Here is a 16,842-nt window from a genome sequence, read left to right as displayed (position 1 = left end):
CCAGAAGGACAGAACACCATGTGTGGAGCACAGGCCGGCGGCCCGGACGCTTCGACGATCAAGCCCGGCGAGACGACGATCCAGGGCAGCGTGACCCGTGACGGCGAGCCCGTCACCGGCTACGTCCGTCTGCTGGACTCGACCGGCGAGTTCACCGCCGAGGTCCCGACCTCGGCGACCGGACAGTTCCGCTTCTACGCGGCCGAGGGCACCTGGACGCTCCGCGCCCTCGTCCCCGGTGGCACCGCCGACCGTACGGTCGTGGCGCAGACGGGCGGCCTCGCCGAGGTGGCCATCGCCGTGTAGTCGGGCACGCATACGGCCGGAGGGCCGCACCCCAGGGGGTTGGACGCCACCTGATCAGGGGTGCGGCCCTTCGCGCCGTCCGCGTTCGGTTCTACCCTGGAAGCATGTACGCCCGGCGCCGACGTGCCTACTTCCTCATGATGGGCGGATGCCTCGCCCTCTTCGTCTCCGCCTGGGCGTTCGTGCGCCTCTGGTCGATCCCCGCCGCCGTGGCGATGTGTGTGGTCGCCATGATCATTCCGCCCGTCGCGGCGGTGGTGGCCAATCGGCGGGGGCCGGAGGACCGCTGGTGGGACGAGGCCCCTCCGGACCCTCCGCCGGGCCCGGCCACCCCGCCGCCCCCGCACGTCCCGCCTCGTCTGAGCCCTCCGCCCCGTCCCGGTCCTCCGCCCCGTCCGGGCAGGGCGTCGCCCACCGGCGACCCGGAGTCGGACGCGTGGTGGGACGAGCTCGACGGCAGGAAGCGCCGCCCCTGAGCCTGAGGGGCGCGAAGCGTCCCGGGCAGGTCGGGTGCAGGCCGGTATCAGTAGACGAGGGCCTGGGTGTCGTCGGCCATGCTCTCCTGCACGAACACCTGGGCGCCCGCGATCCGTACGCCCTTCAGGACGTCCTTCTCCGTGATGTCGCGCCGTGCCGCGCACTGGGTGCAGAGCGTGATCCGGCCGCCCGCCTGGATGGACTCGATCAGATCGGGCAGCGGCGCGGCGTGCGGCAGTTCGAATTCGGCGGCCCGTCCGGGCAGCGCGAACCAGGCCGATTCGCCGGTCAGCCAGAGCGAGACCTCGACCCCACTGGCGACGGCCACGGCCGCCACGGTGAAGGCCTGCGAGCAGCGCTCGGCGGAATCGGCGCCGGCGGTCACCTTGATCACTAGCTTCTTGGACATGTGCCGAACTGTAATCGCCGCCGGACGACCTCCCCGGTGCCCGTGAGCCGGTTGTGTGCGCGAACTCGCGCAAGGGCACGGCCGGCTCGGCGGTCGTCCCGTTCCACCGGACCGTCGTCCTGCGCAACCAGCTGCTGGGCCGAACGGACCGCGCCCGGGGAAACCCCGGACCGTCGCGCCGGGCCCCCACCCATTAGGCTGGGGGCCCGGCCGCGTACTGCCGTCACGTCGTTCGTATCGAGGAGCTCCCGTGCTTGAGGCTTTCTTCTCCGCCCTGCTGGTCCTGGTCTGCGTCGGCGTGCTCGCCTTCGCCGCCGTGACCGTGAAGAAGCTGTACCAGGGCCAGCGCTGACCCTCGCCGAACACCTCCTGTAGACCCCTCACAGATCGTCTGAGCCGCTCATGATCGAGATTCCGTCCGACCTCCACCCGGACCTCGTGCCGCTGGCCTTCCTCCTGGGCAACTGGGCGGGCGCGGGCGTCTCCGACTTCCCCGGCGCCGAGAAGTGCAACTTCGGCCAGGAGGTCACCTTCAGCCACGACGGCCGGGACTTCCTCGAGTACGTCTCGCACTCCTGGGTGCTGGACGCCGACGGCAACCAGGTCAAGCCGCTGGAGTCCGAGTCCGGGTACTGGCGCATCGACAAGGACCGCAAGGTCGAGATCGTCATGGTCCGCGACCAGGGCGTCGTCGAGGTCTGGTACGGCGAGCTGGCGAAGCAGAAGCCGCAGATCGACGTGGTCACCGACGCGGTGGCGCGCACCGCGGCCTCCGGCCCGTACAGCGGCGGCAAGCGGCTCTACGGCTACGTGAACAGCGATCTGATGTGGGTCGGCGAGAAGGCCACGCCCGACGTCGAGCTGCGGCCGTACATGTCGGCACACCTGAAGAAGGTCGTCACCCCGGAAGAGGTCGCCGCGATGGCGAAGAGCCTCGGTGACATGCCTGACGACGGGATCGCGTTCTTCAAGTAGGGGCTCCTGCGGTGGCGCCCCGGCCGGGGCGCGCCCCGCCCTACACTGGGCCTGTGGTGAGCACCGACTGGAAGACCGATCTTCGGCAGCGTGGCTACCGGCTGACGCCTCAGCGCCAGCTCGTCCTGGAGGCCGTCGACACACTGGAGCACGCGACCCCCGACGACATCCTCTGCGAGGTGCGCAGGACCGCGTCCGGAGTCAACATCTCCACCGTCTACCGGACCCTGGAGCTCTTGGAGGAGCTCGGGCTCGTCAGCCATGCCCACCTGGGGCACGGCGCGCCGACGTACCACCTGGCAGACCGCCACCACCACATCCACCTGGTCTGCCGTGACTGCACGGACGTCATCGAGGCGGATGTCGACGTGGTCGCCGACTTCACCGCGAAGCTCCGCGACACGTTCGGCTTCGAGACCGACATGAAGCACTTCGCGATCTTCGGGCGCTGCGCCGACTGCACGGCGAAGGCTGCCGGGCCGGAGGCCGCCGGGTCGCCCGGTGACGGGCGGTAGAGCCGATCGGACCCGCCGTGGAGCGAGTCGTACGCTTGGTCGCATGAAGAGCCCCTTGCTGTCCCTGCCCGGCGCCGTCCCCGCCGAAGGGCGCGACGAAGGCGTCGCCGCGCACTACGGCGACCTGTTCCGCGAGCAACGCGCACTGGCCGACGGCAACGGCCTGGTCGACCTCTCGCACCGCGGTGTCGTCACGGTCACCGGCGACGACCGCCTGACCTGGCTGCACCTGCTGCTCACCCAGCACGTCAGCGACCTCGCCCCGAACCGGGCGACCGAGGCGCTGATCCTCTCCGCCAACGGTCACATCGAGCACGCCCTCTACCTCGTGGACGACGGAACGACCGTGTGGATGCACGTCGAGCCGGAGACCCAGGGCGAGCTGATCGCGTACCTGGAGTCGATGAAGTTCTTCTACCGGGTGGAAGTCGCCGACCGCACCGAGGACTTCGCCGTCGTCCACCTCCCGGCCGGTTCGATCGCCGACGTCCCGGACGGAATCGCCGTACGTGAGACGGCGCACGGCCGGGACCTCTTCCTGGACCGTGCCGGCCTGGCGGAGTACGCCGCCGCGCACGGCCCGGTGGCCGGCATCCTGGCGTACGAGGCGCTGCGGGTCGAGTCGCACCGCCCGCGCCTCGGCTTCGAGACCGACCACCGGACCATCCCGCACGAGCTGGGCTGGATCGGCACCGCCGTCCACCTCCAGAAGGGCTGCTACCGGGGGCAGGAGACGGTTGCCCGTGTCCACAACCTGGGGAAGCCGCCGCGCCGGCTGGTCTTCCTGCACCTGGACGGCAGCGAGGTGCACCTGCCCGGCCACGGCACGCCGATCCGGCTCGCCGCGGACGGTGAGGAGGGCCGCCAGCTCGGATTCGTCACCACCTCGGCCCGCCACCACGAGCTGGGCCCGATCGCCCTGGCTCTGGTGAAGCGCAACGTGGCCGTGGACGCGGAGCTGATGGCAGGGGACACCGCCGCGGCCCAGGAGACGGTCGTCGAGCCGTAGCCCCTCTACGCCTGGGCGTCCACCGGGCCGCCCGGGCCCTAAGGGTTGTCCCGCAATCCCCGGCGGGCGCACGACGACAGCTACGGCACCTCACCGCGTTGTCGGAACGCCCGAATACATCCAGTATGCGGACGTCCCTCCGCCTTGCGATGCACCGCATCTGACGCCGCGCGCTGGTCCACCAGGGATTACGGGACACCCCTTAGACCTCGACCAGTACGGTGAACGGGCCGTGGTTCGTGAGCGATACGCGCATGTCCGCTCCGAACCTGCCCGTCTCCACCTGGGCGCCGAGGGCTCGCAGCTGCGCGACCACCTCGTCGACCAGGGGCTCGGCGACCTCGCCCGGCGCGGCGGCGTTCCAGGTGGGCCTGCGGCCCTTCCTGGCGTCCCCGTACAGCGTGAACTGGGAGATGACCAGGAGCGGCGCGTTCACGTCCGAGCAGGACTTCTCGCCCTCCAGGATCCGCAGGGTCCAGAGCTTGCGGGCGAGCTGTGCCGCCTTCTGCGCGGTGTCCCCGTGGGTGACCCCCACCAGCACACACAGCCCTTCGCCGACGATCTCGCCGACGGTTCCGGTCCCCGGCGGATCGTCCGCGGCGCCCGCCACGGTGACGCTCGCGCCGTCCACTCTCTGTATCACTGCACGCATACAGACCAACCTATCTTGGGCCGAACGGGTACAGAGCACCTGCGTGGGCACCCTGCGTAGTGGCACCATGCACGATGTCGGTGTGCCGACGCACCGGTCGAGGGGACGGAACAGCATGAGTACACATGGAACCGGGCCATCACCCGGTGCCGTACCGGTGACACGTACCGCCGGTGCCGTGCGGTCACCTGTGCAGCGGACCGGGGACGCACCCGGGCAGGGACCGCTGCCCGCACCACTGCCGGGACCCTCGGCCGGGCCGCTGCCCGCACCGTTGTCCGTGCCCGGGCAGACCGGGGCCGGCGGGGCGGGGGAGGGGCTGGCCGCGGTTCGTCCCCAGGCCGAATTCCGCGGGCTGCGGCTGCCGGCGCTGCGCGCCCTGCGCCGTGACGCCCAGCGCGACGAGGCGGACCTGAGTTACGTACGCCGGCTGGTGCAGGGCCGGATCGACATCCTGCGGGCCGAACTCGCCCGGCGGGTGGGGCCCCAGTCGCCCGTGGTGGACCGGCTCTCGGAGATCCTCACCGACACCCCGTCCGTCCAACGCTCCTCGGCGCGGCACGTCACCCTCACCACGCCGCGCAGCGAGGAGTACCGGCAGCTGGCGGCGGACACGCTCGCCGAGATCGAGCTCTCGGACCTCGACGCCCGGACGGACGAAGAGCTGCTGACGGCCATGGGACGGCTCGTGCGCTACGAGCGGCAGGTGTCCCGGCGCCGCCACCGGCTCCAGCGGACTGTCGACGATTGCAGCGCGGAGATCGCCCGCAGGTACCGTGACGGGGAAGCACAAGTAGACGACCTGCTCGCCTGAAGCGACCCTTCCGGGGGCGGGTCACCGCCCGTCCCCGGAAGGCCACCAGCCACCATGACCTCCATATCTCCCTCCGCGCCCGCCACGCTCCCGGTCCTGGCCGAGGTCGTACGGTCCGGTTTCACCGAGGGCCACCACCGGGGGTCGCTGGTGCTGCTGGCCGCCGACGGCAGCGTGGAGTTCGCACTCGGTGATCCGGCGGCCCCGGTCTTCCCGCGCTCGTCGAACAAGCCGATGCAGGCCGCCGCGATCCTGCGGGCAGGTCTGGATCTGTCCGGGGAGAGGCTGGCCCTGGCCGCCGCCAGCCACTCGGGTGAGGACTTCCACCTCGATCTGGTGCGCAGGATGCTCGCCGAGCACGGGCTGACCCCCGGCGACCTGCGGACCCCGCCGGACCTGCCGCTGGATGCCGTCGAGGCGGAGGCGTATCTCGCCGCCGGGCGGGTGCGGGAGCCGCTCACCATGAACTGCTCCGGCAAGCACGCGGCGATGCTCGCGGTCTGCGTACGCAACGGCTGGGACACGGCGACGTACCTCGACCCGGCGCACCCGTTGCAGCTGCTGACCGGCCAGGTGGTGGCGGAGGCGGCGGGCGAGCCGGTCGCGGCGGTCGGCACGGACGGCTGCGGGGCCCCGCTGATGGCGATCGGACTGGTGGGCCTGGCCCGCGCCTTCCGTACGTTCGTGCTGGCGGAGCCGGGCAGCGCGGAGCGCCGGGTCGCCGACGCCATGCGGGCGCACCCGGAGTACGTGGCGGGCACCCGGCGGCCGGACACCTGGCTGATGCGGGAGGTGCCGGGCACGCTCTCCAAGATGGGGGCGGAGGCGGTCCAGGCGGTGGCGCTCGCGGACGGCAGGGCGCTGGCCTTCAAGATCGACGACGGCTCGGCGCGCGCCCTGGGACCGGTGCTGGCCCGGTCGCTCGAACTGCTCGGCGTCGACGCCCCGGTGGTAACGCGCATCGGCAGGGCGCCGTTGCTGGGCGGCGGCGCGGAGGTCGGCGCGGTCCGGGCGGCGTTCTGACGGTCGCGCGCCCCGGGGGTCAGACGGTCGCGCGCCCCGGGCGGCGTTCCGACGGTCGTGCGTCCCGCGTCACGGCCCGAAGTCGCCCGCCCGGCCGGTGCTCCCGCGGTCGCGCGATCAATCCATGCGACATTCCCGGGCCCTGTGCCTAGCGTGAGCCGCATGAGCCTCGATCCGCGTACCGTTTCCGCCGCCGAGTACCCCGACTGGCTGCGGGCCGTGAACACGGGATTCCTGCGGCCGTCCGCGGGGACGGACGAGGAGGTCGCGTTGCGCCTGGCCCACACCGACCTGTCCCGGGTCCAGGGTGTGTTCGACGCCGGCCGCTGTGTGGCCACCTTCCGGTCGTTCGCCCAGGAACTCACGGTGGTCGGCGGGGCCAGGGTGCCCGCCGACGCGGTCACCGGCGTGACGGTGACGCCCACGCACCGCCGCCGCGGCCTGCTCAGCCGGATGATGGCCGTCGACCTGGCGGCGGCGAAGGAGCGCGGCGACGTGGTCGCCTCCCTGATCGCGGCCGAGTACCCGATCTACGGGCGGTTCGGGTTCGGTCCCGCGGCCTGGACCACGGAGTGGGAGATCGACGTCCCCCGGGCCGGCCTGGACCCTCGCCTGCCGGTTCCCTCCGAGGCGGACGGGGGCCGTGTCGAGTTGGTGGACGGCGCGGAGGTGCGCAAGCTGGGGCCGGAGCTCCACGGGCGCCTGGCGGCCCGGCAGCACGGTGTGGTCAGCCGGGACGAGCGCTGGTGGCAGCGCGACACGGGTGTCGACCTGCCGGCCCACGAGAGCTGGACCGAGCCGTTCTACGCGGTGTACCGGTCGGCGGACGGGGAGGCGGACGGCCTGATCGCCTATCGCGCCGACGACAACTGGGGCGACCGGAAGCAGCCGCTCAACAAGGCGACGGTGGCCGGCATGATCGCGGTGACCCCGGCGGCGGAACGCACCCTGTGGCGGTTCGTCTGCTCCATCGACTGGATCACGACGGTCCGCTCCGGCTACCGCGCCCCCGACGACCTGCTCCCCCTCCTCCTCCCGGATCCGCGCGCCGCCCGCGTCGTGACCCAGGCGGACTGGCTCTGGCTCCGTGTCCTGGACGTTCCCCGGGCACTGGAGGCACGCACGTACGCGACCGGGGCCGACCTGGTCCTTGACGTCCAGGACACCGCGGGCCTGGCGGGCGGCCGGTTCCTCCTGGAGACCTCCCCGGACGGCGCCTCCTGCACCCCGACCACCCGGGCCGCCGACCTGGCGCTGGATGTGCGGGAACTGGGGACGCTGTACCTGGGCGACGAGTCGGCGCTCCGGCTCGCGGAGCTGGGACGGATCGACGAGCACCGCCCGGGGGCGGCGGCCAGGGCGGACGGGGTGTTCCGGACGGCGCGGCGGGCGTGGTGCCCGGACGTGTTCTGACGCTGTCGGAGCGCCGTACCCACCACGAGGACGACGAGGAGCACCGCTCCGGCGGTGGCGCACCGCTCGCTGCCGGACTTCAGGCGTGCTTCCCCGGGGGGCGCGACGGGTCCGGCATGCGCCGGCCGCCCGCGCAGGACGTGCCGGGGACGCACCGCCCAGGCTGCCTCGTGCGCCCCCGTATGTCATACGCGTCACCGCGTAGGCGGCACGCATATCTAGGATGGTGGTCAGGGGCGGTACGGCGGAAGGCGGCTTCGGGTGACGGAGAAGTACGGCGTGTCGCGGGCTTCGTACGGAACGAGGCTGAGCGACCTCGCCGCCGTCGTCGAGGCCAAGGGCGTCCCGCCCCGGGATGCGACGGCGCAGTGGGAGCGGACGGTGGAACGGCCCGTCGGCCCCGTCCGCCATCCGGCCCTGTCCAGGCTGCTGCCCACCGAGGTCATGAGCGAACCGGACGAGGCGGACCACGGGTTCGTGTCCGGTCTCGGGTGGTTGCTCGACGGGGTCGAGACGCTCATCGGGAGAGGTGCGCGGTCATGAGCGACGGTAAGCCCGGTCTGCGCGAGCGCAAGAAGCAGCGGACCTATCAGGCCGTCTCCGAGACCGCCATCTCCCTCTTCCTGGAGCGGGGCTTCGACAAGGTCTCGGTGGCCGAAGTGGCGGCGGCGGCCGAGATCTCCAAGCCGACACTGTTCCGGTACTTCCCGTCCAAGGAGGACCTGGTGCTGCACCGGTTCGCCGATCACGAGGACGAGGCGGCCCGGGTGGTGGCCGGCCGGCCGGAGGGCACCTCCCCCCTGGACGCGCTGCGCCGCCACTTCCTGGACGGCCTGGAGCGACGCGACCCGGTGACGGGTCTCTGCGACGTCCCGCAGGTGCTCGCCTTCCACGGACTGCTCTACGGGACCCCGTCACTCGTCGCCCGGCTCCACGCCTACCAAGGCCGCTCCGAGGCCGCCCTCGCCCGGGCCCTGGACCCCTCGGCCGCGGTCCCGGCGCGCCTCGCCGCGGGGCAGGTCGTCGCCGTACTGCGCATCCTGGCCGAGGAGAACTGGCGCCGGATCGAGGCGGGCGAGAGCGCCGCACAGGTGTACGGAGACGCGGTGACGGCGGCGGAACTCGCCTTCGTGCAGCTGCGGAACGGGCTGGGCCGGGTCGGCGCCCCTCAATGAGGGGCCCGGCGGACTCTCGTCACTGTTCGGCCGGGATGTCCAGGGCAGTCCCGTACAGCCTCGTCACCCGGATACGGATCACCACCCGGTTCTCGGCCACCACCTGGGCGAGGAAAGCCTGTTCGGCCGCCGGGTCGTCGAAACCCGGTGTCAGGGAGAGGAGTTCCCGGCCGACCGCGTCACCGGCCACGGTGGTCACCTCCGACACCTCCGCCTCGCCCTCGGCCACGGCGAACGACCAGACGTCCTCGCCCTGGACGTGCAGTGCGGCATGCGGATCGCGGCGCAGCATGCGCGTCTTGAGGCGCTCGGTGGTGGTGGAGATGCGCAGGACGCGTTCCTCGCCGTCCCATCGGTACAGCACGGTGGACAGGTGGGGGTGGCCGGTGCCGCGGACGGCGGCGAGTACGCCGAACTGCTGCTTGGCGAGGATGTGGGAGAGCTCCTGATCGGTGAGGACGCGGGGCGCGGGCCTGCTCTTCGCTTCCGGTGTTCCGGCGGTGTTCATGGCGGGTTCCTTCGGGGAGGGGGTGAGGGCGCGGCCGGAGCGGGACGGGGCGGGTCGCAGGACGAGGAGGACTGCGGCGAGAGCGGCCACGAGCAGGCCGGTGCCGACCGCAAACGCCAGCTGATAGCCGCCGGTCAGTGCCTGCGCCCGGGAGTGGCCGTCCGCGAGCATCCGGTCGGTGCGGCCCGCCGCGAGGGTGGACAGCACCGCGACGCCGAGGGCCATGCCGACCTGCTGGGTGGTGTTGAAGAGCCCTGACGCGAGTCCGGCGTCGTCGTCCCCCGCGCCTGACATGCCAAGCGTCGTCAGCGCGGGGATCGCGAGCCCGAAGCCGGCGGCGAGGAGCATCACGGGCAGCAGATCGGTGACGTACTGCGCCTCTACGGGGACGCGTGTGAGGAAGCCGAGGGCGCCGATCAGCAGCAGGATCCCGGCCGTCAGGACGGCGCGCTCACCGAACCGCTGGTTCAGGCGGGCGGAGACGCCCAGCGAGGTGGCTCCGATGGCCGCTGCTGCCGGGAGCATGGCGAGACCGGTCTGGGCGGCGCCGTATCCGAGCACGTTCTGCAGGTGGAGCGCGACGATGATCTGGAACGAGAACAGGGCGGCCACCATGAGCATCTGCACGAGGTTGGCACCCGCCACTCCGCGCGGGCGGAGGATCCGCAGGGGCATGAGCGGGGTGCGGGCTGTGGCCTGGCGGACGGCGAACGCGGCCAGGAGCGCGAGGGCGAGGGCGCCTGGACCGAGCGTGCGTCCGGAGACCCAGCCGTGCTCATCGACCTGCACCACGGTGTGGATCCCGAGCATCAGACCCCCCGTGACGAGGGCGGCGCCGAGGACGTCGGCACCGGCGGCGAGACCGATGCCCCGGTCGGCGGGCAGGACGCGGCGGGCGATCAGCAGGGCCGCGACGCCGATCGGCAGGTTGATGAAGAAGATCCAGTGCCAGCTCAGCGCGTCGGTGAGGACGCCGCCGAGGACCTGGCCGATCGAGGCGCCGGCCGCGCCGGTGAACGAGAACACGGCGATGGCCCGGGCGCGCTCGCGCGGCTCGGTGAACAGGGTGACGAGGATGCCGAGACCGACCGCGGAGGCCATCGCGCTGCCCACACCCTGCAGGAACCGTGCGGTGATGAGGGCGGCGGGGGTGGTGGCCACACCGGCCAGCAGGGAGGCCAGGGTGAAGACGGCCGTCCCGGCGAGGAACATACGGGTGCGGCCGAGGAGGTCGCCGAGCCGGCCGGCCAGCAGCAGCAGGCTGCCGAAGGCGATCAGGTACGCGTTGACCACCCAGCTGAGGCCGGTGGCCGTGAATCCGAGGTCGCGCTGCATGGCGGGCATCGCCACGGTGACGATGGAGCCGTCGAGGATGATCATCAGCATGCCGGCGGCGATCACCCCGAGGGCGAGCCTGCGGGTGCGGAGGTTCGGTCCTGGTGCCGGCCCGGGTGGTGGCCCTGGTGTCTCTTCGGGGGTGGGGCGCAGGGACGGTTCGGCAACGGACATCGGCCTACTCCTGTCGGGTGGACGGCAGGATCGACCGTAGCAGATGGTTTTGTTGCAGACTATATTTAACGGTCCTTGTGTCGGTGGATGTCCCGCCCCGAGGCTTCCGGTGCGGGTCGTCGGGAGGGTGCGGACCGGGCCGCGTGTATTCGTGGGGGCCACTTCGCGACCAGGGGCTCGGGTGCCCGTATCGCGTCAGGGGGCTCGCCCGGCGCCCGGCGCCCGGCAGGGCGTCCGGCACCCGGTGGCCGTCGGCAACACGGCCTCCGGTGCGCCGCTACTTCTGGCCCTGGCGTGCGCGCCGGACGGGGCGGGGGTTCTCGACGGGAGCGGCCAGGTGCTCGGAGGCCAGCTGGTTCAGGGCGCGCAGCAGCGCCTCGCGGTCACCTTCCGCGAGGGTCTCCAGGGTCTCTTCGTGCACCCGGTCGACGATCTCCTGACTCCGTCCGGCGATCCGGGCGCCCTCCTCGGTGACGGCGATGATCCGGGCCCGCCGGTCTCGGCTGGACGGCCGGCGCTCGGCGAGCCCCGCGTTCTCCAGGGCGTCCACGGTCACCACCATCGTGGTCTTGTCCATGTCGCCGATCTCGGCGAGCTGGATCTGTGTGCGCTCCCCCTCCAAGGCGTGGACCAGGACGCAGTGCATGCGGGCCGTGAGGCCGATCTCGGCGAGGGCCGCGGCCATCCGGGTCCGCAGGACGTGGCTGGTGTGGTCCAGGAGGAAGGACAGGTCGGGCGCGGTGCGGGCGGGAGTCATGGCGGTCATGTCTGCCAGGGTAACCATTTCGGTCCGTGGCAGATCATCCCGAAGGGGATGTGTGCGGCTAGGGGGACGACCGCCGTCAAGGGAGCTCGCGCCGGACGAGCGCCAGGGCGAACGGTTCGCCGGTGGCTCGTGCGTGGGCCATCCGCTCCCGTACCTCGCGCAGCGTGCGCGGGCGATAGCCGGGGCCGCCGAGGCAGCAGTCCTTGTGGAAGCGCACTCCGGCGTGCAGCAGGACCGACAGCGTGCGCCACGCGGCTGTGTCCCTCCGCCGCGGGGCCGCGAAGGCCGACCCGACGTGGAGAAGGGCCCCGGCACACCGCGGGCAGACGCGGTGCTCGCGCTCCCTGTCGTAGGGCTGCTTGTACGACGCCCGGCAAGGCAGGCAGACGTAAACGGTCTTGGCATGGGACATGCGGCCAGGCTAGGAGACTTGGTAGGCCCGGTCGACCCCACGATGCACGGTTCGGGCCGGCGCGACGGCGGTCCACCCGGCTCGCCGCGGCTGCCTCCCGCCCGGCTCGTCGGCCTGCCTGCCCGGTCCGACGGCGGCGCCTGCCTGCTCAGCGGCCGCGCCACAGGCGCCCGACGCGGTGGCGGAGACCGCGCCGCGGACGCCGCGGGTGCTCCCGCGAGGGCCGCCCGCCGACGGGACCCGGACCGCCCTCGCGGGCGCGTTCCCGCGGGTTGTCGGGCGAGAGGAGCGGCGCCTTGCGTTCCGACCGCGCCTGGATCTCGTAGTGGGCGTCATGGGCGGTCACGCGGAAGGCCTCGTCGTACGACGCCAGGGCCGCGCTGACGGCCGCACCGGCGGTACCCCGTCGGCGAACGTGGTGACGATGCGGTTGAACTCCCGAACCTGAGCGATCGCGTCCATTTCCTGACTCCGGTCAGAGGAGGGGAGTGGTGCCATCTGCGGCGGACCCGGTGTCGTCAGTCGTCTCACTTCCGCCAGAACAGGTGGTGCGTCACGCCGCTCGGGCTGGGCACCACCTCGAGGTGGAACCGGTCGAGCAGTTCGTCGGGGGATTCCCAGAGTCGTGACCCGGATCCGATCCGCACGTCCGAGACCGCCACGTGCAGGGTGTCGACGAGATCGGCGTCGAGGAACTGCCGGATGGTGGTCGCCCCACCGCCCAGCCGGACGTCCTTGCCCCGCGCGGCTTCCCGCGCCTGTTCGAGGACCGTGGCCGGGTCGCCGCCGACGAAGTGGAACGTGGTGTCTCCGAGCGTGAACGAAGGACGCGCGTGGTGGGTCATGACGAACACCGGAGTGTGGAACGGCGGCTCGGAACCCCACCAGCCGCGCCAGTCATGGTCCTGCCAGGGCCCCCGCTGGGGCCCGAACTTGTTGCGGCCCATGATCTCCGCGCCGATGTCGCGTGCGAAGTCCCGCGTGAAGTAGTCGTCGAGGCCGCGGCTTCCTCCGGGGTCGGTGCGCATGGGCCAGCTCGCCGTGGCGCCGCACCAGGCGAACATCTCCCCCGGATCGGCGTGGCCGAACGGTCTCTCGAGACTCTGGTGCTCACCGGCACCGAATCCGTCACGTGAGACGTTGAAGTTCTGCACCCTGAGCAGCTGAGCCATGTGCTTCCTCCTGTGTGGTCGACAGAGGTGGGACCGGCCGGACCGCGCGAACTCATCGCTGTTGCTCCCACTATGACCGGAACGGACGGCCGCTCTCCTGAGGAGCGCGGGTCCGGCGTGACACCACCTGTCGTGTCGTTCCCGACGGTCGTGCAGCCGTGCCCCGTCCGGAGCAGCGGCCCCTTCTCTTCCTCGACGTCGACGGCGGCTGGACCGCAGGCGATGACCTCCGCGTGCGTGCTCGGCGGGCTTTCGTGTGCGTACGCCACTCAACTGCCGCACACGGTGCGGAGGCGTCGGGATCACTCCGCCCGTCGAGCCATGAAGGTGGCGACAGCCCGCCTGGCCCCTTCGTCCGGTGCCTGTACGAGTCGTGCGGTGACGGTGAGCCCGGCCTCTTCCAGCAGCCCGGCGATCCGGTCCGGCGGCACCAGGTGGGAGGCGTATGACACCGGGTGGCCGCCGTACGCCTGCGTCGGACGGAGGTGCTCGTCGTCTCCGACGTGGCCGGCCAGCATGAGGTGGCCGCCGGGGGCGAGCGTGCGGCGGAATTCGGCGAACACGACCGGCAGCAGCTCCGGTGGCGTGTGGTGGGTGGAGTAGTAGGCCAGGATGCCGCCGAGTTCGTCGTCCCGGATGTCCGATGCCGTCATCGACCCCACCGTGAACGTCAGGTGCGGGTAGGCCTGCCGGGCCAGCTCGACCATTTTCGGGGACAGGTCGACACCGAACGCGGGCACCCCCAGGTCCGCCAGGTGCGCGGTGACTTTGCCGGGCCCGCATCCCAGGTCGGCGACCGGCCCGCGGCCGGCCACCTGCACCGCCTCGGCGAACGCGGCCAGCATCGCCCGCGACAACGGATCCAGCTCAGCCGGGTTCTTGACGAGTTCCGCATAGTCGGCGGCGACGGTGTCGTAGGACTCCCGGACCGCGGCAAGATAGAGGGGCTCAGTCACGCGGGCGACTCCAGGGGAGGGTACTGACATCGAAGCAGATACTCGGGTTCCGGTGGCCGGGGGGTGCTTCGACGAGGTCAGGGCGTCGTTCTGGGACGGTGGTGACCACTACGGCGCCCAGCCGCCGCTGAGCGAAGAGATGGCCGAGGATGCGCAACGCCTGCTCGGCGTCAGGCTTCCCCCCTTGCTCCTGGCGCTCCTGCGCGTGCAGAACGGCGGCGCGGTGGCGGCTCACCGGGACGCGTTCCCGACCGGCGTGCCGACGTCATGGAGCGAGGACCACGTGCCGTTCGGTGAACTGATGGGTATCGGCAGGCGCGAGCGCATGACATCGCTCCTTGACACGCCGTACCTGGTCGAGGAGTGGGGGCTTCCCCCGGCCGTCGTCCTGCTTGCCGGTGACGGGCACTGCTGGGTCGCACTCGACTACCGGGACTGCGGACCGCAGGGCGAGCCATCGGTCACGTGGTTCGAAGCCGATCCGTACGCGGAACTCGTCCTCGCACCGGACTTGGCTTCCTTCGTCGGAGGACTCACGGCGGCGGCGAGCATGCAATCCCTGGCGGTCGACGGCTAGCGCAGACCACGAGGCCCCAACTGCGGTGAGCCGCCTCACTGATCACGCCGCCCGCCGGTCCGTAGCGCCGGTCCTCGTCGGCGAGCTCCGGCGCTGTCGCTGTCGCTGTCGCCACCGTCGGCTTCGCCGCGGCGGACGATCGTCCACGGGCGCATCAGGTCGTCGTCCTCGTGTTCGAGAATGTGGCAGTGGTGGACGTACGTCGCCGGGAGCTCGGTCCCGCTGCCCGGAATGGACGCGATCATGTCCATCGGCGGGTCGAATTGCCGCGTGATGATTCTGGTCACCGTCTCCGGACAGGACTTGACCGTGTCCTTCTCGGACTGTGCCTCGTCGGGGTCCGGTGGAATGGGCGGGCCGGTGAAATAGTTCGCCAGCACCGGCCTGTCCTTCGGTTTGCGGCCGCCGTCGAGCCACTTCTCGTAGCCTGCCTGGTAGCCCGCTGCGTCGATCGGCTGCCTGTTCAGCACCTGGAAGTTGACGAGGTGGACATGCATCGGATGGGCGTCGTGATTGGGATTGATGTACTCCCAGATCTCGGTCGAGCCGGCTTCGATGAAGTCCTGGGACGGCTCCATGAACGGCACGGCGTTGAACGTCATGGTGACGAAGAGCTTGTGCTGGTAGAGGACCCATTCCCGTCGTCGGGTGTGTGGTTCCGGCTTGATGGGGTCGACTGCCGGCAGCGCACGGGCCGGCCATCCGTCGGAGCTGCCTCGGGCGTGCCTCGTCCGGATGCGCCGCGGGACAGCCCGGCCGTGCGGTCCGCGGGGCGGGCTCTCCGGTCGCTCGCGGCGTACTGCTCTCGCGTACCGGAGGGCGCGGGAGAGTGGATGGCGAAGGACGGGGGAGGACGGGTGGAGGACGGTGGCGCGGAACACTTTTGCAAGCGTCCGCTTGCAAAAGTTAGCAAGAGTGGTGCACCATCGGGGCATGGCATCACTCAACGTCGGCAATCTCGGCGAGTACCTGCGTGAGCAGCGGCGTACCGCGCAGCTCTCGCTGCGGCAGCTCGCCGATGCCGCCGGGGTGTCCAATCCGTATCTCAGCCAGATCGAACGCGGTCTGCGCAAGCCGAGTGCCGAGGTGCTGCAGCAGGTCGCCAAGGCCCTGCGGATCTCGGCCGAGACGCTGTACGTGCGGGCCGGGATCCTCGATGAGCGGGAGCGGGAAGAGCTGGAGACACGGGCGGTCATATTGGCCGATCCGTCGATCAACGAGCGGCAGAAGAACGTACTGCTGCAGATCTACGACTCCTTCCGCAAGGAGAACGGTTTCGAGGTCGCGCCCGACACCGGCGCAGAGGTCCCCGGTGCCGTGGACGCGGGGAGCAGAATCGACCCCGACGCGGAAAGCGGCGCAGGCACCGAAGCCTGTGGCCCCCGCACGGCCGGCGGTAGTGATGCAGACGCACCAGACACGCCAGACACGCCCCACAACTGACTTCTGATGATCCGGGAGGACCACAGTCATGGCCATCACCGATGACCTGCGTAAGACCCTCACCGACCCGACCCCCCTCTACTTCGCGGCCGGCACGGCCGATCTCGCCGTGGAGCAGGCGCGCAAGGTCCCGGCGCTGATCGAGCAGCTGCGGGCCGAGGCGCCCGAGCGCATCGAGGCCGTCCGCAACACCGACCCCAAGGCCGTGCAGGAGCGGGTCGCCATGCAGGCCCGGGAGGCCCAGGCCACCGTCCAGGCGAAGGTGACCGAGGTGTTCGGCTCGCTGGACACGGATCTGAAGAAGCTGGGCGAGACCGCTCAGGATCTCGCGCTGCGGAGCGTGGGCGTCGCCGCCGAGTACGCGGTGCGTGCCCGGGAGGCGTACGAGAAGGTCGCCGAGCGCGGCGAGCAGAGCGTGCGCACCTGGCGGGGCGAGACCGCCGACGAGATCGTCGAGATCGCCTCCGTCATCGAGGCGGACCCCAAGCCGGTGCCGAAGCAGAAGTCCGACGCGGCTGCCAAGCCCGCGCCGACGGGCTCCGTCACGGTGAAGAAGCCGGCGCCGAAGGCCGCGGAGTCCAAGGCCGCGCCCCCCGCGTCCGCGAGGAGGGCGACGCCCGCCAAGCCGGCGCCGGTGCGCAAGCCCGTGGCGAAGAAGACCACTCCGCCGTCCGGTAAGTAGTACGAGAAGCAGTACGACCCGTGCGGGGTTGTCCGGGGGCGGTCCGGGC

Annotated in this window: 22 protein-coding genes and 1 pseudogene; 13 read left to right on the top strand and 10 right to left on the bottom strand. The window is 71.5% G+C overall.

The genetic code is table 11. From position 1 onward, the window contains the following. The first annotated feature begins 18 nt into the window (after positions 1-18). Positions 19-306, top strand: a complete 288-nt coding sequence (locus tag QFZ58_RS16875; RefSeq protein WP_014154938.1) for a DUF1416 domain-containing protein — start codon at positions 19-21, stop codon at positions 304-306. Between the two features lie 104 nt (positions 307-410). Further along, a complete protein-coding gene (locus QFZ58_RS16870; protein ID WP_307125744.1) occupies positions 411-782 on the top strand; it encodes a DUF3099 domain-containing protein in 372 nt (123 codons plus the stop codon). A gap of 47 nt (positions 783-829) precedes the next feature. On the opposite strand, the gene QFZ58_RS16865 is transcribed toward QFZ58_RS16870, so the two are convergent. Beyond that, positions 830-1,192 carry a DsrE family protein gene (locus QFZ58_RS16865; protein WP_307125743.1) on the bottom strand — a complete coding sequence of 121 codons (363 nt, stop codon included), beginning with the start codon at positions 1,190-1,192 and terminating at the stop codon, positions 830-832. 402 nt (positions 1,193-1,594) lie between these two features. On the opposite strand from QFZ58_RS16865, the gene QFZ58_RS16860 reads away from it, so the two are divergent. The 3 genes from QFZ58_RS16860 to QFZ58_RS16850 are packed head-to-tail and all read left to right on the top strand — an operon-like array spanning position 1,595 to position 3,691. Next, the gene (locus QFZ58_RS16860; protein ID WP_307125742.1) at positions 1,595-2,167 is read left to right on the top strand and encodes an FABP family protein; all 573 of its coding nucleotides are present in this window, start codon (positions 1,595-1,597) and stop codon (positions 2,165-2,167) included. Between the two features lie 53 nt (positions 2,168-2,220). Further along, positions 2,221-2,682: a Fur family transcriptional regulator gene (locus QFZ58_RS16855; protein WP_307125741.1), complete on the top strand. Its 462-nt coding sequence runs from the start codon at positions 2,221-2,223 to the stop codon at positions 2,680-2,682. Between the two features lie 43 nt (positions 2,683-2,725). After that, on the top strand, positions 2,726-3,691 hold the full coding sequence (locus tag QFZ58_RS16850; RefSeq protein ID WP_307125740.1) for a folate-binding protein YgfZ: 966 nt from the start codon (positions 2,726-2,728) through the stop codon (positions 3,689-3,691). Between the two features lie 202 nt (positions 3,692-3,893). Here the strand turns inward: QFZ58_RS16850 and dtd are convergent, their stop codons facing one another. Next, complete coding sequence (gene dtd, locus QFZ58_RS16845) at positions 3,894-4,343, bottom strand: D-aminoacyl-tRNA deacylase (RefSeq protein WP_307125739.1); 450 nt, start codon at positions 4,341-4,343, stop codon at positions 3,894-3,896. 115 nt (positions 4,344-4,458) lie between these two features. Between dtd and QFZ58_RS16840 the strand changes: the two genes are divergently transcribed. The 5 genes from QFZ58_RS16840 to QFZ58_RS16820 all read left to right on the top strand — a co-directional run bounded on the left by QFZ58_RS16840 (position 4,459) and on the right by QFZ58_RS16820 (position 8,768). After that, complete coding sequence (locus QFZ58_RS16840) at positions 4,459-5,157, top strand: ABC transporter substrate-binding protein (protein WP_307125738.1); 699 nt, start codon at positions 4,459-4,461, stop codon at positions 5,155-5,157. A 54-nt stretch (positions 5,158-5,211) separates the two neighbouring features. Then, on the top strand, positions 5,212-6,180 hold the full coding sequence (locus QFZ58_RS16835) for an asparaginase (protein ID WP_307125737.1): 969 nt from the start codon (positions 5,212-5,214) through the stop codon (positions 6,178-6,180). Between the two features lie 162 nt (positions 6,181-6,342). Continuing rightward, positions 6,343-7,593: a GNAT family N-acetyltransferase gene (locus QFZ58_RS16830; protein WP_307125736.1), complete on the top strand. Its 1,251-nt coding sequence runs from the start codon at positions 6,343-6,345 to the stop codon at positions 7,591-7,593. Between the two features lie 261 nt (positions 7,594-7,854). Beyond that, the gene (locus QFZ58_RS16825) at positions 7,855-8,136 is read left to right on the top strand and encodes a TetR/AcrR family transcriptional regulator C-terminal domain-containing protein (RefSeq protein WP_307125735.1); all 282 of its coding nucleotides are present in this window, start codon (positions 7,855-7,857) and stop codon (positions 8,134-8,136) included. Continuing rightward, positions 8,133-8,768 (top strand): TetR/AcrR family transcriptional regulator, encoded by a 636-nt coding sequence (locus QFZ58_RS16820; protein ID WP_307125734.1) that lies wholly within the window; start codon positions 8,133-8,135, stop codon positions 8,766-8,768. The genes QFZ58_RS16825 and QFZ58_RS16820 overlap by 4 nt, the downstream gene beginning before the upstream one ends. A gap of 19 nt (positions 8,769-8,787) precedes the next feature. Here the strand turns inward: QFZ58_RS16820 and QFZ58_RS16815 are convergent, their stop codons facing one another. From QFZ58_RS16815 to QFZ58_RS16785, 7 genes and pseudogenes are all read right to left on the bottom strand, one after another. Then, positions 8,788-9,276 (bottom strand): TIGR03618 family F420-dependent PPOX class oxidoreductase, encoded by a 489-nt coding sequence (locus QFZ58_RS16815; RefSeq protein ID WP_307128895.1) that lies wholly within the window; start codon positions 9,274-9,276, stop codon positions 8,788-8,790. 30 nt (positions 9,277-9,306) lie between these two features. Continuing rightward, a pseudogene (locus QFZ58_RS16810) lies at positions 9,307-10,662 on the bottom strand (MFS transporter); the annotation flags it as partial. 400 nt (positions 10,663-11,062) lie between these two features. After that, a complete protein-coding gene (locus QFZ58_RS16805; protein WP_307125733.1) occupies positions 11,063-11,551 on the bottom strand; it encodes a MarR family winged helix-turn-helix transcriptional regulator in 489 nt (162 codons plus the stop codon). Positions 11,552-11,627: 76 nt separating this feature from the next. Further along, positions 11,628-11,963, bottom strand: coding sequence for a deoxyxylulose-5-phosphate synthase (locus QFZ58_RS16800; RefSeq protein ID WP_307125732.1), 336 nt, complete (start codon positions 11,961-11,963; stop codon positions 11,628-11,630). Between the two features lie 148 nt (positions 11,964-12,111). Then, entirely contained in the window at positions 12,112-12,309 is a 198-nt protein-coding gene (locus QFZ58_RS16795) for a hypothetical protein (RefSeq protein WP_307125731.1), read from the bottom strand. A gap of 181 nt (positions 12,310-12,490) precedes the next feature. After that, a complete protein-coding gene (locus QFZ58_RS16790) occupies positions 12,491-13,135 on the bottom strand; it encodes a dihydrofolate reductase family protein (protein WP_307125730.1) in 645 nt (214 codons plus the stop codon). A gap of 302 nt (positions 13,136-13,437) precedes the next feature. Further along, positions 13,438-14,091, bottom strand: coding sequence for a class I SAM-dependent methyltransferase (locus QFZ58_RS16785; protein WP_307125729.1), 654 nt, complete (start codon positions 14,089-14,091; stop codon positions 13,438-13,440). Positions 14,092-14,143: 52 nt separating this feature from the next. On the opposite strand from QFZ58_RS16785, the gene QFZ58_RS16780 reads away from it, so the two are divergent. Continuing rightward, positions 14,144-14,668: an SMI1/KNR4 family protein gene (locus QFZ58_RS16780; RefSeq protein WP_307125728.1), complete on the top strand. Its 525-nt coding sequence runs from the start codon at positions 14,144-14,146 to the stop codon at positions 14,666-14,668. A gap of 35 nt (positions 14,669-14,703) precedes the next feature. Here QFZ58_RS16780 and QFZ58_RS16775 read toward each other — a convergent pair whose 3' ends face one another. Beyond that, the gene (locus QFZ58_RS16775; RefSeq protein ID WP_307125727.1) at positions 14,704-15,270 is read right to left on the bottom strand and encodes a multicopper oxidase domain-containing protein; all 567 of its coding nucleotides are present in this window, start codon (positions 15,268-15,270) and stop codon (positions 14,704-14,706) included. A 331-nt stretch (positions 15,271-15,601) separates the two neighbouring features. Between QFZ58_RS16775 and QFZ58_RS16770 the strand changes: the two genes are divergently transcribed. After that, a complete protein-coding gene (locus tag QFZ58_RS16770; RefSeq protein ID WP_307125726.1) occupies positions 15,602-16,111 on the top strand; it encodes a helix-turn-helix domain-containing protein in 510 nt (169 codons plus the stop codon). Positions 16,112-16,139: 28 nt separating this feature from the next. Beyond that, complete coding sequence (locus QFZ58_RS16765) at positions 16,140-16,793, top strand: hypothetical protein (protein ID WP_307125725.1); 654 nt, start codon at positions 16,140-16,142, stop codon at positions 16,791-16,793. The last annotated feature ends 49 nt before the right edge of the window (positions 16,794-16,842 follow it).

Source organism: Streptomyces sp. B1I3 (assembly GCF_030816615.1).
In the GTDB taxonomy this organism is placed as follows: Bacteria; Actinomycetota; Actinomycetes; order Streptomycetales; family Streptomycetaceae; genus Streptomyces.
This window is presented reverse-complemented; position numbering and strand designations above follow the sequence as displayed.

What these genes read in the sequence shown, in the direction of transcription:
- QFZ58_RS16820 (WP_307125734.1), top strand. Translation starts at nt 8,133, where the DNA reads ATGAGCGACGGTAAGCCCGGTCTGCGCGAGCGCAAGAAGCAGCGGACC.
- QFZ58_RS16835 (WP_307125737.1), top strand. Translation starts at nt 5,212, where the DNA reads ATGACCTCCATATCTCCCTCCGCGCCCGCCACGCTCCCGGTCCTGGCC.
- QFZ58_RS16775 (WP_307125727.1), bottom strand. Translation starts at nt 15,270, where the DNA reads ATGACGTTCAACGCCGTGCCGTTCATGGAGCCGTCCCAGGACTTCATC.
- QFZ58_RS16800 (WP_307125732.1), bottom strand. Translation starts at nt 11,963, where the DNA reads ATGTCCCATGCCAAGACCGTTTACGTCTGCCTGCCTTGCCGGGCGTCG.
- QFZ58_RS16815 (WP_307128895.1), bottom strand. Translation starts at nt 9,276, where the DNA reads ATGAACACCGCCGGAACACCGGAAGCGAAGAGCAGGCCCGCGCCCCGC.
- QFZ58_RS16875 (WP_014154938.1), top strand. Translation starts at nt 19, where the DNA reads ATGTGTGGAGCACAGGCCGGCGGCCCGGACGCTTCGACGATCAAGCCC.
- QFZ58_RS16830 (WP_307125736.1), top strand. Translation starts at nt 6,343, where the DNA reads ATGAGCCTCGATCCGCGTACCGTTTCCGCCGCCGAGTACCCCGACTGG.
- QFZ58_RS16865 (WP_307125743.1), bottom strand. Translation starts at nt 1,192, where the DNA reads ATGTCCAAGAAGCTAGTGATCAAGGTGACCGCCGGCGCCGATTCCGCC.
- QFZ58_RS16765 (WP_307125725.1), top strand. Translation starts at nt 16,140, where the DNA reads ATGGCCATCACCGATGACCTGCGTAAGACCCTCACCGACCCGACCCCC.
- QFZ58_RS16770 (WP_307125726.1), top strand. Translation starts at nt 15,602, where the DNA reads ATGGCATCACTCAACGTCGGCAATCTCGGCGAGTACCTGCGTGAGCAG.
- QFZ58_RS16860 (WP_307125742.1), top strand. Translation starts at nt 1,595, where the DNA reads ATGATCGAGATTCCGTCCGACCTCCACCCGGACCTCGTGCCGCTGGCC.
- dtd (WP_307125739.1), bottom strand. Translation starts at nt 4,343, where the DNA reads ATGCGTGCAGTGATACAGAGAGTGGACGGCGCGAGCGTCACCGTGGCG.
- QFZ58_RS16870 (WP_307125744.1), top strand. Translation starts at nt 411, where the DNA reads ATGTACGCCCGGCGCCGACGTGCCTACTTCCTCATGATGGGCGGATGC.
- QFZ58_RS16805 (WP_307125733.1), bottom strand. Translation starts at nt 11,551, where the DNA reads ATGACCGCCATGACTCCCGCCCGCACCGCGCCCGACCTGTCCTTCCTC.
- QFZ58_RS16840 (WP_307125738.1), top strand. Translation starts at nt 4,459, where the DNA reads ATGAGTACACATGGAACCGGGCCATCACCCGGTGCCGTACCGGTGACA.
- QFZ58_RS16850 (WP_307125740.1), top strand. Translation starts at nt 2,726, where the DNA reads ATGAAGAGCCCCTTGCTGTCCCTGCCCGGCGCCGTCCCCGCCGAAGGG.
- QFZ58_RS16790 (WP_307125730.1), bottom strand. Translation starts at nt 13,135, where the DNA reads ATGGCTCAGCTGCTCAGGGTGCAGAACTTCAACGTCTCACGTGACGGA.